Consider the following 14,609-nt stretch of genomic DNA (forward strand, 5'->3'; position numbering starts at 1 on the left):
GCTCACTACCGTCACGAGAACCTCTTCACCGGTTCGTTCTTGGATATCAACCGCTAAGGTTCGGCCATCCAAGGTACCAGCAATAACCCAAATCATAATTTATAGCCTCGAGGTGTAATCATACGACCATTTTCAACATAAGTTTGGCTGTTACCAATGATAACAAGTGTTTGCATATCTACTTCTTCGTTAGTGAAGTTTTCAAGGTCAGAAATTACCATATGTTGACCTGGACGACCTGCTTTTTGCACGATACCAACAGGTGTTTTAGGGTCGCGATATTTAAGAACGATTTCGCGAACTTCATCTAAGTGAGTAACGCGTTTTTTACTGCGTGGGTTGTACAAGGAGATAACCATGTCGCCTTGTGCGCAAAGGTCAGCACGTTTTTTGATAAGATCCCATGGAGTCATCAAATCACTCAAAGAAATGACTGCAAAATCATGCATCAAAGGTGCACCCAATACAGATGCTGCTACGTTTACAGCACTAAGACCAGGTACGATGTCTACGGAAGGACGTTTTTCTGCTGGTACTTTATTAGCAAGTTCCAATACGAGGCCTGCCATGCCGTATACGCCAGAGTCACCAGAGGATACTACAACTACTTGATGACCTTCTACCGCTAAATCAACAGCTTGTTGGCAACGATCAACTTCTTGCATCATCGCAGTACCTACAGTTTCTTTACCTACGATAAGGTCTTTGATCAAGTCGAGGTATGTCAAATAACCTACAACGCGGTCAGCAGCTAAGATAGCTTCGCGCGCTTGAGGCGTCATAAACTCTTCATCGCCAGGGCCGATACCGATTACTTTGATGTTACCTGTGCAATGGCTACCGTTGTTTTGGGATAAATTGTTTTGTGCTGTATTAATGTTCGGCTCTTGGCCGCTAGTAATGCCGTTGTCTCGCATACGTTTCCTACTCCTATAGTTCCTTTTACAAAATTAGATTCTTTTAATTCTTCTTCTTCAATGAGTGGTGCCATCTCGTCCTGTGTATAGAACACGATAGGCCACCCCATAATTTGCATAGCCTCTAATAGGCCTACTTCGTCTTGTTTAACGATGACCGATGCTGCCGTTACAAGGCTCTTTGGTGAAAGCTTATGGGCTGCCAGAGATTGTTGAATAGCATCAAGAATCAATTCCTTCGGCGTGTCTCGACGACAGCCAATGCCCATCGTATAGGTACGAGGGCGCAAAATCAATTGATGACCATACTCGGCAATTACTTTGTCCGTAATGACCACCCGAGAAGTCCCCTCTTCAGAGCTTTCATGTTTACATGGAATAGAATCTAGTTGATTCAAAGAAACAACATGAACCATACCATGCTCACCAATATGAGCTTTCGCAGCTCGTTCTAAATGCTCTGCATTCGGTAAGCTAGCATCGATATAATAATCAACTCTCTCTCCTCCAACAATGGCAGAGTTTACATTGATTAAAGTTTGAAAATCATCGACCAACAGATGCTCGTGGCGCGCCAACACGTCAGGCGCTGGCAATCCGTTTACATCCGTTGCGGTTGTAATGACGGGGTCCGCATCGATGGCCAGCGAAATGGACTGCGTCCATTCGTTGGCGCCCCCAAGGTGCCCAGACAATAAGCTAATCACATGGTGACCCACTTCGTCCATTACGACTACCGCAGGATCCTTGGATTTATGCTCAATATACGGTGCAATCATGCGCACTACGATACCGAGTGCCATAATACAAAGTACTTGGTCGTAATCCTTGAAAATCTGTCCTATATGGTTTTTGAGGGAGTCAAAATAAATAGCCTCACCACCAGAGGGACGATTTTCCTTTTCAAAGCAATCCGCATGGGGTGCCACCAAAGACTTGATGCGTTGACCTAGCTTTGCACCTCGTTCAGATACAGAGAGAATAGCCGTTCTATTCTTCTTAACTCCAGTCGTAGATGCAGCAATTTCTGGTGCTTTCATCATATTAGTCCTTAGCACTGCGGTACATGTGAGCAAAGCCTTTGTCGTAAAGTTTAGATAATTCGTATTCGCTATCTAATACATGGCTTACTACGATCATAGCTTGGCGCAATACGCCTTCTTTCGCTACGATGTCCGCAATGGTTTCCAATGTGCCGCGGATAATGCGTTGGTCTGGCCAAGACGCTTTTACCACGATTGCCACTGGAGTTGTTTTGTCATAACCACCCTCGATGAGTTCAGCTACAACCTTATCTAACATTTGAACGCTAAGGAAAATACACATTGTTGCTTCATGAGCTGCTAACATGCGCAATTTTTCCTTTGGAGGCATCGGTGTACGGCCTTCCATGCGTGTAATGATAACTGTTTGGGACACATTAGGTAATGTGTATTCTTGTTTTAATGCCGCTGCTGTAGCAAGGAAAGAGCTTACACCTGGCACGACTTCATAAGATATACCCATCCCAGCCAATGCATCCATTTGCTCTTGAATCGCACCGTAAATAGCAGGGTCACCTGTGTGAAGGCGAACTACGCTTTTACCAGCCTCAACGGAAGCTTTCATAACAGCCAACACCTCATCAAGGTTCATAGTAGCACTGTTATGAATTTCACAGCTTGGTTTACAAGCCTCTAAAATGGCAGGGTTTACCAAGGAGCCAGCGTAAATAACAACGTCTGCCTCTTGCACTAAACGATACCCTTTGCGAGTGATTAACTCAGGATCCCCAGGGCCTGCGCCTACGATATGTACATCAACCATATTACTCTCCTTCTGCGATACGCGTTGCAGATACAATGAAAATTGGGCTCAATGGATCTAACAAATGATATGGACCAGCCTTGCGGTAACGGCTGATAGACATTTGGTAACCTTCATAGGTGAAAGGACGACCTTTCAACTCTTTAAGAATTGTGTAGCCAGTTTCCATTGTTACAGCAGTTACAACTAGACGGCCACCAATTTTTAATAGACGTTGCGCCTCATCCATGATGCCTGTCATACCACCAGCACTACCGCCGATAATAACCGCATCAAGCTCAGGCAATTCTTCCATGCCTTCAGGAGCTTTAGATTTGATAACCGTCATATTATTTACATTGAATTTCTTCATATTTTCATTGATAAGGTCGATGCCTTTATCAAAGCGCTCAATCGCATATACATGCCCTTTAGGAGCTGCCAAGGCTGCTTCAATGGAGATAGAGCCCGTACCAGCACCTACGTCAAGAACGATGCTATCTTCCTCGATGCGTGCCTCGTTCATAACGGCTTTGCGAATCTCGCATTTCGTCATCGGCACGTCACCGCGGATAAATTCCTCATCAGGAATTCCGAAAAAATGTCTCATCCTAGTACCACCATTACAGAATGACCAAAGCCTTCAAGCTCAGTTAATACCTCTAACGTGGAGTCTACAATTTTTTCATCATCATAGCTCAAACGCTCAAGGGCTGCTGCTCTCGTTTCTTTTGGCCAACCTGCATCTATTAAAATACGCGCAATATGCGCTGGATTATATTCAGGATCCGTCAAGAACCCCATCTTTTTACCTGCTTCATATACGAGCTTCTCTGGTGCCGGTTGGCGACCGTGAAAGCTCATTAAATCCGCATCATGCCACACCTCATTAAGTCGTGCGAAGGCAAAGGTCATAGAACTAATGCCGGGCACAACCTCAATAGGGTTAGCAGTAAATTTCTTTTTCAAATACGGTAACAAGCTGTAGTAGCCTGTATCACCGCTTACCATAACTACAACATCATGGTCGTTGAGCTCACGCTCAATTTGCTCAGCCAGTAAGCTAAGCTTACCTGTCACAGGATATGTAATTTGACCAGGCTCTTGAAAGTCCTCTAAAGAACGTTCACTACCTACCAATACTGTGGCATGTTTAATTAAATTAAGGCCTCTAGGCACCACATAATCAGGATTACCCGGACCAATGCCTACGATATACAAGGTATGTGCCATTGTTCAAGCTCTCCTATCTCTTTAGCATGTTTATCCATTGCCAAAATCTCACCTTTTAAGGTGGTAATAATGATACCTACCTCTGCTTCATTAGCAATGTATCGCTCACTACGTAACGATGCACGATCTACAACACGTTGGTACACACCAGTCAGTCCTTCGCGTTCCAAAATAGGGAACGTAGACTCTGTTGTTTGGCAATTAAATAGCTCTTCACACACCGCTTGGGATGCCCCTTCTAAAGCAGCGTAGGCCACAATACTTTCCATGCGGCCATCACTCATGCGATTGTGGGTATGGAAACTACCACTAGCTAATTTTATGAGCTTACCAATATGACCGATGATCAAGATACGCTTGAAGCCAATTTGTACTGCCTTTTCAAGCATAAAGCCAATAAAGTTGCTCGTTTCTGCCATTTGGTTCTTATGTATACCAAGTACTTGTTCCGCCAGATCCTGACCGATACGGCCCGGCACGAGAACAGCCGTTTCACAACCATTAGCTTTCATAACCTTTAGCTGAGGTACTAACGAGTTCTTGAACCCTTCTTCACTCATAGGCTTAACGATACCCGTAGTACCGATAATGGAAATACCACCTTCGATACCCAGGGTATGATTTAACGTTTTCTTGGCTAATACCATACCGTTTGGTACGCTCACCGTTACTGTTACACCTTGGCCATGTACACAATGCTCTTCAAAGACGATGTTCATCATCGTCCTAGGCCCTGGATTGATAGCCGGTTCTCCTGGCGGCATCGCAAGGCCCGGTTTCGTTACCGTCCCAACGCCAAAGCCTGCCCGGAATCGTAGTTCACCAGTATCATCAAGAGTCACCGTCGTTTCCACATCATTGCCATGGGTTACATCAGGATCGTCGCCGCCGTCTTTCATAACGGTCACCTTAGCCTCTGTATCGGATATGACCTCTACCTGTTTGATAGGTACCTCAATATACTGACCTTGAGGATTTTCAATAACCACTTGATCCACGATGTTCTTATCTAAGAGGGCCAATAAACCAGCTTTCATACCTGCCGTAGCACATGAACCTGTGGTATAGCCACCCTTCATGTCCTCTACTTTCATAAGGCCTCCTACACCGATAAGGTTAGCAACTCCAATGAATCAAACTAACCCTATCTTATAGACATATGTTATTAGGAACGGAAGTTAACGAATTGCAATTCTACAGGGATATCCAATTGTTTTAACATTTGGATTACTGCTTGCAAATCATCTTTATCCTTACCAGATACACGCACTTGATCCTCTTGGATAGATGCTTGTACCTTAATTTTCATGTTTTTAATTGCTTTTACTACTTCTTTAGCATTTTCTTTTGTAATGCCTTTTTTAATAGTAATGATTTGGCGAACTGTAGCACCAGCAGCTGGTTCAACTTTGCCGTAGTCAAGATTTTTAATCGCTACGTTACGTTTAACCATTTTGCCTTTTAAAACATCGATAATGGCATTCAATTTATATTCATCATCACCGATGATTTTGATAGTGTCACCTTCAAGACTAATTTCCGCTTTAGAACCGCGGAAATCATAGCGCGTACCAATCTCTTTTTTCGCTTGGTTTACCGCATTATCTACTTCCTGCATATCCACTTCGGACACAACGTCAAAGGAACAATCTTTAGCCATTTTATACCTCCTACACCTGAACCCGTTGGGCATGGGGTCCATAGCATTACTTTCATCATCCTCATATTCCAAGTGAAAGTGTAAATGTACACCAAATCGGAATATATCTCTATAATTATACCTTATAACAGGCTTATTTTCTAGGTAAATCGAGATTTTTAATTATAACTATTATTAATCATAGAAGAATTATCCATTGGATATCTATTGAATAAATATATAGATAAATATAAAAATTTTATACATATAATCAATATAGTCAAGAAATAGAAAAAGACTGCACTCTTTCAAATGCAGTCTTAAGGTTATAATTATAAAATTGTGATTTCATCGTAAGTAGGTTGAACTACTAGCTCGCCTTTAGAGTTAATAATCCCCCATTTGCCTTTAATTTTTACAGGGCTGTAACCATGAGAGAAGCTACCAGTACCAGAAATATCTTTCATAACTGGAGTTTCTGTCACTGTACCATCAAGGGATAGAATCTTATAATTACCGTCTTTGTTATATACCCATGTATACGTATCACCAAGGAACGTTTTTACGTTCATAGATTTATCACCTTTATAGATAACGCGACCAGTAGCCATATCTACTACATAACGATTTGTATCGTTAGTGACAGACATTTCATGTTCACCTACAAAGTCAATAGTATCGTATTTAAATGGCACCTCTTGTTTGCCTGTTTCCATATCAAAAATACCATATTTATTAGTATCTTTATTTTTCAATGTTAACAATACATTGTTTACGTCGATTGTACCAGCTTCATAGTTGCCAGGTTGAATTACATATTGGCCTTGACGATTCATAAAGCCTAATTTACCTTCATTACGAACCAAGGTACCATGTTCTTCCATAGGGTACACATAATCGTTTTTGCTATCGATTACAACAGCACCATTACGATCAATATAACCGCGCTTCATGCCATCATCAACAAGACCGCCAAGGCCATCAAGATATACGCCACCGTGATTATAGAAATAGCCCATACCTACAAGACCTAGAATACCACCAAGGCCAAAGTGACTAACCTTACGGCGGAATTCAGCTAAGCCATTTTTATATGGGTATACTTCATTAGATGGAGCATTAAACAATACAGTACCTTTACCATCAATAGCAACCACTTTGCCATTAGCTTTTACAAAGGCACGGTCCTCACTAAATTTAGTTTCTACATCAGATAATGCTTTAAATTGAGGCTGAATCACTACATTGCCATTAGCATCTTTAAATCCTAATTTACCTTTTTCTGTGAAAGCTACATAAGAATCACTTGGATAGCTTTGGCTAACAGTTTTAGGATCAAAGTCATTAAGCTCTTTAACAGCCGTATTTTTTTCATTGAGGCTACTATATAAAGCTTCTTGTGCCTCTTTGCCGGATTCTAATACAGTACCATCTGCTTTAATGTGAGAAATTTTATTTTTACCTTCCTCAACAAAGAACGTACCGTCCTTTTTACTAGATGCATCTAAGGATTTATAGGCTGGAGCTAGTACGACTTGACCATTAGTACCTACGATACCCCATTTACCCTTTTCTTTTATAAGCCCTAAATAACCTTGTTGTAGTAAGGAATCATCTTTCAATACCTTCATAGCTTTTTTTACACCTGTTGGTGGCTCTTTAACAGCCCCAGAAATAGGTACGAAGGTATCAAGTCGACCAATACCAACACCTACGCCCACAGAGGTACTACTAGAACGGTTTGAAGATTTTTCTGTAGTTGTTGTTGTAGATGTAGATAGAGTCGAAGTATGTTGTTCACGTGTAACTTTTGTACTAGTAGATGTTGGTGTATCTTGATTCATCACTGTTGTACCAGTAGTAGATGTTGTAGTAGATGCTGCGAAAGCACTTGTAGACATAGCCGCCAACACACAAGCGACTAATAAGGATTTCTTGTTAAGATTCATAAACCTCTCCTTTTACAAAGTAAACCATATTTACTCTCTATATGGTTCTAAGAAATTGAACTGCTAAAACAAAAATGCAGTGCTATAAATAAAACTTACACATAAAAAATATATAAAAAACATTAATAAAAATTATACTATATAGACCCTAATATAGACAACAAATTATGAAAAATTCTTCATCCATTATTTATTTGATATAATATTATCTATGAAAACAGCAACCATAATCGACTTGATTGTAGATTCTGACGTACATACGCAGTCTATGAATCATATTATAAAACAACAGCATATTTCACAACGTATGAGGCGGCGATTGCGAAATGACGGTATCATAACAGTCAATGGCAATGCTGCTACGTGGAACACCCTAGTACATGGTGGTGATCATCTCGTTATGAAATTGACACCAGAGCAAGAATTTAGTGTAAGCCCTATGAATCTGGATATTGTCTACGAAGATGAGTATATTCTAGTTATCAACAAGGAGGCTGGTGTTCTTATGCATCCAACCTCAACGGTACGAGATTATACCTTAGCAAATGGTGTTCTACATTACTACCAAGAAACAAATCAGCATTATGATTTTCATCCTGTTCATCGATTGGATAAGGATACGTCTGGCATTGTTATCATCGCCAAAACCTCTGTAGTACAACATGCGTTTGATAAAAAGCGAACTCATTTTCATAAAAACTACGATGCTATTGTAGAAGGTCAATTACCTACTAATCATATAAGCATTCATTGGCCTATCGGACGCAAACCAGGTAGTATTATCGAGCGTTGTTGTACGAGTGAAGGTAAACCAGCTCACACAGATATAACGGTTCTTGGTAGTAATGCCATTAGTCAAAATATGATAGACCAATACTTCACTCATGTTCAATGTTTGTTACATACAGGGCGAACCCATCAAATTCGTGTCCATCTATCTCAACTGGGATATCCCCTGGCTGGAGATGATTTATATGGTGGTCATTTAAAATATATTCAGCGCCAAGCACTCCATGCATCACGCGTTAGCTTTTACCATCCCATGACAGATGAATGGTTAGAACTACAGGCACCAATACCATCGGATATGAAGGCATTATTGACCTACTAAGGTGATCAATATTTACAAAATAAACACTAATACATAAAATTCAACCCACATGGGCCATAAAATTTGACGAATTTTATGCATAAGTTATACAAAAAATATTGGCCCTTTATAGTGTTTCTTGATATACTTAACTTGAATTGATATATGATTGCAATAACACTAGTTTTTTATCTAGCTCATATGCGCTAGAAATACTAGCAGTCACAGTATTAATAACATGATATGACAGGCCCTATGGCCAAGGAGGACAACATGCCATTAGTTACTACTACAGAAATGTTCAAAAAAGCCTATGAAGGCGGCTATGCTGTTGGCGCTTTCAATGTAAACAACATGGAAATCGTACAAGGTATCGTAGACGCTGCAAAAGAGGAACAATCCCCTCTTATCTTGCAAGTATCTGCAGGTGCTCGTAAATATGCTAAACATATTTACCTTGTAAAACTCGTAGAAGCAGCTCTTGAAGACAGCAACTTACCTATCGCGCTTCACCTTGATCACGGCGATTCCTTCGAAATCTGTAAAGACTGTGTAGATGGTGGTTTTACATCCGTTATGATCGACGCATCTCACCATGATTTCGATGAAAACGTAAAAATCACTAAACAAGTTGTTGAATATGCTCATGCTCATGGCGTTGTAGTAGAAGCAGAATTGGGCCGTTTAGCTGGTGTTGAAGATGATGTAAATGTATCCGATGCAGATGCTCGCTTCACTGACCCAGAACAAGCTGCTGAATTCGTACATCTTACAGGTGTAGACTCCTTAGCAATTGCTATTGGTACTAGCCACGGTGCTTATAAATTTAAAGGTGACCCTTACCTTGACTTTGATCGTTTGAAAAAAGTTGGCGAATTATTGCCTAACTTCCCAATCGTATTGCATGGTGCATCCTCCGTATTGCCTGAATTCGTAGCTAAATGTAACGAATTCGGTGGCAACATTCCTGGTGCACAAGGCGTACCAGAAGAAATGCTTCGTAAGGCAGCTCAAATGGCAGTTTGCAAAATCAACATTGATACAGACCTTCGCCTTGCAATGACTGCATCTGTACGTGAATACTTGGCTCAAAATCCATCCGAATTTGACCCTCGTAAATACTTAGGACCTGCTCGTGATGCTATTAAAGGCATGGTAGCTCACAAAATCAAAAATGTATTAGGTTCTTCCAACAAACTATAATCAATGGCTAGTGGATTTTTAAAAGGAACCTTAATTTTAACCATTGCCGGTTTCGTAGTAAAAGCCATCGGTAGTATTAACTGGATTCTTCTATCTCGCATCTTGGGTGGTGAAGGCATCGGTATCTACCAGATGGCCTTTCCTATCTATTTGTTACTATTACAAATTTCGAGCGCAGGTGTGCCGATTGCCATCTCTATTTTGACGGCAGAACGATTAGCCTTACACGACTTTGGTGGTGCTAAGAGAGTATTCAATATATCTTTTACAATGTTAACCATTACAGGCTTTATCGCCAGTCTTGCCATGTACTTTGGTGCAGATTGGCTAATCTCTAGTGGACTCATTGCTGAAAGCCGTGCCTACTACTCTATCATCGCGCTCGCTCCGGCAGTATTCTTTGTAACGTGGATTTCCTGCTTCCGCGGGTATATCCAAGGCTATGAAATGATGACGCCAACGGCGGTCAGTCAAATCGTAGAACAACTGTTACGTGTTATCGTCATGCTCGGTGCCGCAGCTATCTTGTTACCTTATGGTCTACCAGCTGCTGCAGGTGGCGCAAGCTTAGGTGCTGGTGTCGGTGCCTTTGGTGCCTTTCTAGTGCTCTTGTACTATTACTACAAATTGCCTAAGGCAAGTAGCACTGGTGAAAGCTACGATGGCCCTCGTGAATCAGCTAAAGAAATTTTGTCACGACTCTTAACATTGTCTATTCCAATTTCCTTAGCAAGTATCATGTTGCCATTAACAGCCAACCTCGATTTGCTCATCGTTCCACGTCGACTCTTAGATGCTGGTTTCCCGATGAATGAAGTAACAGAACTGTTCGGTTATCTTACAGGTATGGCGGTTCCGCTCATCAACTTGGCAACCATTATTACTGCGGCTCTTGCAACAAGCATTGTCCCAGCTATATCTCATGCCTTTGCCAAACGCGATCATGAAGGTATTTATGACCGCACTGCAGGTTCTATGCGACTAACATTTATGGCAACTGTACCATTTACGGTGCTATTATATGTACTCGCTGCACCTACAGTAACCTTGATTTATAATGCACCTAAGGCAGAATTAGCAACGCAAATTACTGCGTTCTCCATCTTCTTCCTCGGTGTGCACCAAGTAACAACAGGTATCTTACAAGGCCTCAACAAGCCGCGTATCCCAGTAGTTAATATGGGCATTGCTCTAATAATCAAGGTCATCCTTAACTGGACATTAACGGCTATTCCTTGGCTTGGTATCGGTGGTGCTGCTTGGGCAACAGTTGCTGATATTGGCTTTGCTGCATTGCTAAACTTGATTTATATTAAAAAATACACAGGCTACTTCCTCGATATTTCCTTACTTTGGAAAAACGTGGTCAGCGCCGGTGTCATGGGTATACTCATCTATATGAGCTACCACTACTTAATAGATATGTTACCAATGTGGGCTAATTTCATACTTACTGGTATCGAAGGCCTATTGCTCTATGTTATTATCATGGTTCTTTTAAAAGGACTTAATAAAAATGATGGTGCAAGCATGCCACTCATTGGTAGATTCTTTAGATAATAACTTAAAGAGGTTTAACACATATGTGTTAAACCTCTTTTTTACGCTAACTATTACATTATTTTTTACTGCTACTTAATTTTTTATCATTGCCATTATTTTTATTATCTGGACGTATTTCCATAAATTGGATTCGATTCGGAGTAAAACCAATTCCTACAGTAACCTTATCAAATAACTCTTTACTAGATTTAATATCTACATATTGAATCACATCACGCAATTTATAATTACTTACATGAACATCATGTGGTTTATATAGATAATACGTATATAGATTTTGGTTATCATATAACACCATACCAAAGAGTGTTGAATTTTCTTTAACCGCTTCAAAGTATAATGCAGGTACACTGTTATTCCAAACTGTGGCATATTGTAATCGTTTATGCCCTTTTAATCCATGATTTTCAACAATCATTTTTAAATAACTGTATAGAATATTCTTTTTCTCAACACTAACACCTTCTACCAAGGGTTGCTTACCAAATACAGCCTTAATACGTCCTGATTGATAGATATCATAATCCGCCCGACCTATTACTTCATGCTCCTTAAATTTACTATTTTTTAATACTCTAAATGTATAAGGTCCAAGACGTACGGGATCAGTATAGCCCAAAACATCACTTGCAGGCTTAATCGAAGGTAATACATAATTAGCTAATGGCCCCATGGTATCTGTGATAGAACGTTGAGTATCGTCTTTAATAATATTTTTTATAATATCTTTATTTAGAGAGTGAATAATATGATAAGAAAGAGTAGGGGTTTTTGGTAACGTAAAATTAATTGTCCCCTCTACATAATGATCATCAAATCCGATTACATCCCAAGTTGCTTTTTCAAGACCAGGATATGTAAAAACACCTCCATCTACAAAATGAGGAACAGACTTTTCTTTTTCTAAACTCTTTCTTATTACATCCTGTATGATAGATTTATTTACATCTGCATACTCGACATTTGTATTTTCCCACTTAGAACCTTTAGGTTGTGGTCTTGTTTCATAGCCAAAATCAGCTACTCCTGATAAAGTTATGCCACCATTCTTAATAGGATATGAAGAAAAATGTTTCGGATCAATAGACCAGCCTATTATACTTTCTTTAGGACCTGTAAATTTTATATCTGCTCCATTATCTTTAATAATATATACCGTTTTAGAATGATAAATCGCCCTAACTAATTCTTGCGATTTATAAATATCATCATCTAATTTTTCATTATCATAATTGGGGTCATATTGTGCCCATTTTTTAACCTCAGACTCTTGGTAGTCATCAACCTTCTTAGCGAATTCTCCTTGAATACGATATTCTTGATACGCTTCTTTCCCAATATCTGGGCGAGCCCCAGGAATATTAACATCAATGGCCTGAGATACGCCTATAGTCCCTATAAAACCAATACAACTTAACAATAACAAACGTCTTAGCATCATATCTCTCCTTAAATACATATATTTGTTTATAATTTTAACACTTATTTTATATTTTATCAATTTCACTTGTATAGAAATAATATAGAAAAAAAAGTCTGACTATATAGTCAGACTTTATAGTTTATGCTGTTATGCCCATCATAGTTAAAATTTCCATAATAATTGGTATAGCTACCACAAATAATATAGTACTAATCATGACAAGGCCTGTAGCAAATGGCAAGTCAGCTTTCGATTCATTGGCTACAATTGGTAATACTGCAATAACGGGCCCTGCCGATTGTACAACAAAGGTAATGATTGCTATTGGTTCTAGGACGATACCTGCACCATATTGCAAGCCCAGAATGACACAGAACATAATAATCGGTGAAATTACAAAACGACCTATAATACCGCCAATAGAATCTTTATTGAGCTTCATGCTTTTTAGGCCCGCATCATGAAGTACGATACCAATATAAATCAATGATAATGGGGTTACCATATCACCTAAGTAATTCAATGTAGTATGTAAAATTGGTGCTAAAGGAATTTCAAAGAATAAGAATATCAATGCTACAAAGAACCCTAACAATGGTGGAGGTAATAACTTCTTCAAATCAAATTTAAACTTCTTACGCTTTGTTTCTGTATCTACTGTGCTATTACTTATGACATCCGTTTTACTATTATCAAAACCTAATTCAGCATTAGGCAGTGGATCTAATTCTATAAGGAATACCCCAACCATCCATACTGAAATAGTGTTACCGATATAATATAACAAGAAATATGGTAGCGCATCTTGACCAAAGAGGGCGATTTGCACTGGCAATCCAATAAATAAGCAGTTATCATTAACTACCATATTTATAAAAATACCACGCCTACCTCGAGGTACTTTCAGAGCTTTCATCATGATAAAAGCAACGATATACGCAATTACATAGGTTAATGTAACGGCTAGCATCCCATATCGAAGATCCCATAAATCCGATGTATGTAGATGATGCAATACAGATACGAATACACCGGCTGGTAACGCAACAGACATGATAAATCTAGATAGGTTACCACTAAATATAGGGTGAAACATTCCTCGCCCTTTTAGTATATACCCTAGCGAGATTAGCAATACAATAGGTATGATGCTCTGTAAGGATGTAAGAAAAACCATAGTAAACCTCCCGTACAGTTTATTCGTAATCTATCATACCATGTTTTTAACAAAACATATATGTATATAATTTTCCTACAAAAGTAATATGAATTTTAGAAAATGTATCATTCTTAACATATTTTAGTACGTATGAGTTTTATAATTAATTACAATAGTAGTATTATTTATTCACGAATATTTGATATACTAAAATTATACTAATTGTACAATATTTTACACATATGAGGTGATATTATGACAAAACCATTTATTGGTGTATCTGGTAATATCTTACGAGATACTAGTGGTGCCTATGTAGATTTGTTACGTTCTTACGTAAACCAAGACTACCCACGCTCCATCGAAGAAGCTGGTGGCATTCCAGTTATCATTCCATTTACAAAAAATCTCGACGTAGCCCGTGAAACAGTGGCAAAACTTGATGCCTTATTATTATCTGGCGGCCATGATGTATCGCCACTTAATTACGGTGAGGAACCATTGCAAGGTTTAGGCGATGTATTCCCTGAACGAGATCAATTCGATTTTGCTTTACTGAAAGCAGCAGAAGAAAAACAAATTCCTATCTTGTGTTTCAGGGCGTGTGGGACACAGTGAAGGAACTTCAGGGCGTGTGGGGCACAGTGA

13 protein-coding genes and 2 pseudogenes are annotated in these 14,609 nt (G+C 39.5%); 4 read left to right on the forward strand and 11 right to left on the reverse strand.

Features of this window, described 5'->3' with window-relative positions; translation table 11 throughout:
• The 9 genes and pseudogenes from QZR70_RS06270 to QZR70_RS06310 all read right to left on the reverse strand — a co-directional run.
• Window positions 1-96, reverse strand: a pseudogene (locus QZR70_RS06270) (precorrin-6A reductase); the annotation flags it as partial.
• Entirely contained in the window at window positions 93-782 is a 690-nt protein-coding gene (gene cobJ, locus QZR70_RS06275; RefSeq protein ID WP_005386203.1) for a precorrin-3B C(17)-methyltransferase, read from the reverse strand. The gene cobJ and the pseudogene QZR70_RS06270, both read right to left, overlap by 4 nt.
• A 29-nt stretch (window positions 783-811) precedes the next feature.
• Entirely contained in the window at window positions 812-1,957 is a 1,146-nt protein-coding gene (locus tag QZR70_RS06280; RefSeq protein WP_257846701.1) for a cobalt-precorrin 5A hydrolase, read from the reverse strand.
• Between the two features lie 4 nt (window positions 1,958-1,961).
• Window positions 1,962-2,723, reverse strand: a complete 762-nt coding sequence (gene cobM, locus QZR70_RS06285) for a precorrin-4 C(11)-methyltransferase (RefSeq protein WP_024064141.1) — start codon at window positions 2,721-2,723, stop codon at window positions 1,962-1,964.
• 1 nt (window position 2,724) lies between these two features.
• The gene (gene cbiT / locus QZR70_RS06290; protein ID WP_054748358.1) at window positions 2,725-3,312 is read right to left on the reverse strand and encodes a precorrin-6Y C5,15-methyltransferase (decarboxylating) subunit CbiT; all 588 of its coding nucleotides are present in this window, start codon (window positions 3,310-3,312) and stop codon (window positions 2,725-2,727) included.
• Window positions 3,309-3,935, reverse strand: a complete 627-nt coding sequence (gene cbiE, locus QZR70_RS06295; RefSeq protein WP_009351756.1) for a precorrin-6y C5,15-methyltransferase (decarboxylating) subunit CbiE — start codon at window positions 3,933-3,935, stop codon at window positions 3,309-3,311. The genes cbiT and cbiE overlap by 4 nt, the downstream gene beginning before the upstream one ends.
• The gene (gene cbiD, locus QZR70_RS06300; protein WP_119207135.1) at window positions 3,911-5,029 is read right to left on the reverse strand and encodes a cobalt-precorrin-5B (C(1))-methyltransferase CbiD; all 1,119 of its coding nucleotides are present in this window, start codon (window positions 5,027-5,029) and stop codon (window positions 3,911-3,913) included. The genes cbiE and cbiD overlap by 25 nt, the downstream gene beginning before the upstream one ends.
• A gap of 71 nt (window positions 5,030-5,100) precedes the next feature.
• Window positions 5,101-5,595, reverse strand: coding sequence for a YajQ family cyclic di-GMP-binding protein (locus QZR70_RS06305; RefSeq protein WP_004696277.1), 495 nt, complete (start codon window positions 5,593-5,595; stop codon window positions 5,101-5,103).
• A gap of 311 nt (window positions 5,596-5,906) precedes the next feature.
• Window positions 5,907-7,523 (reverse strand): WG repeat-containing protein, encoded by a 1,617-nt coding sequence (locus QZR70_RS06310; protein ID WP_295793873.1) that lies wholly within the window; start codon window positions 7,521-7,523, stop codon window positions 5,907-5,909.
• Between the two features lie 211 nt (window positions 7,524-7,734).
• On the opposite strand from QZR70_RS06310, the gene QZR70_RS06315 reads away from it, so the two are divergent.
• The 3 genes from QZR70_RS06315 to QZR70_RS06325 all read left to right on the forward strand — a co-directional run bounded on the left by QZR70_RS06315 (window position 7,735) and on the right by QZR70_RS06325 (window position 11,376).
• Window positions 7,735-8,634, forward strand: coding sequence for an RluA family pseudouridine synthase (locus tag QZR70_RS06315; RefSeq protein WP_295793875.1), 900 nt, complete (start codon window positions 7,735-7,737; stop codon window positions 8,632-8,634).
• A 252-nt stretch (window positions 8,635-8,886) separates the two neighbouring features.
• Window positions 8,887-9,816 carry a class II fructose-1,6-bisphosphate aldolase gene (gene fba / locus QZR70_RS06320; RefSeq protein ID WP_077708526.1) on the forward strand — a complete coding sequence of 310 codons (930 nt, stop codon included), beginning with the start codon at window positions 8,887-8,889 and terminating at the stop codon, window positions 9,814-9,816.
• A gap of 3 nt (window positions 9,817-9,819) precedes the next feature.
• On the forward strand, window positions 9,820-11,376 hold the full coding sequence (locus QZR70_RS06325) for a polysaccharide biosynthesis protein (RefSeq protein ID WP_295793879.1): 1,557 nt from the start codon (window positions 9,820-9,822) through the stop codon (window positions 11,374-11,376).
• Window positions 11,377-11,434: 58 nt separating this feature from the next.
• On the opposite strand, the gene QZR70_RS06330 is transcribed toward QZR70_RS06325, so the two are convergent.
• On the reverse strand, window positions 11,435-12,820 hold the full coding sequence (locus tag QZR70_RS06330; protein WP_295793881.1) for a hypothetical protein: 1,386 nt from the start codon (window positions 12,818-12,820) through the stop codon (window positions 11,435-11,437).
• Window positions 12,821-12,941: 121 nt separating this feature from the next.
• A complete protein-coding gene (locus QZR70_RS06335) occupies window positions 12,942-13,979 on the reverse strand; it encodes an AEC family transporter (RefSeq protein ID WP_295793883.1) in 1,038 nt (345 codons plus the stop codon).
• A 237-nt stretch (window positions 13,980-14,216) separates the two neighbouring features.
• On the opposite strand from QZR70_RS06335, the pseudogene QZR70_RS06340 reads away from it, so the two are divergent.
• Window positions 14,217-14,549 (forward strand): annotated as a pseudogene (locus QZR70_RS06340) (gamma-glutamyl-gamma-aminobutyrate hydrolase family protein); the annotation flags it as partial.
• Between the last annotated feature and the right edge of the window lie 60 nt (window positions 14,550-14,609).

Source organism: uncultured Veillonella sp., assembly GCF_900545205.1.
In the GTDB taxonomy this organism is placed as follows: Bacteria; Bacillota; Negativicutes; order Veillonellales; family Veillonellaceae; genus Veillonella.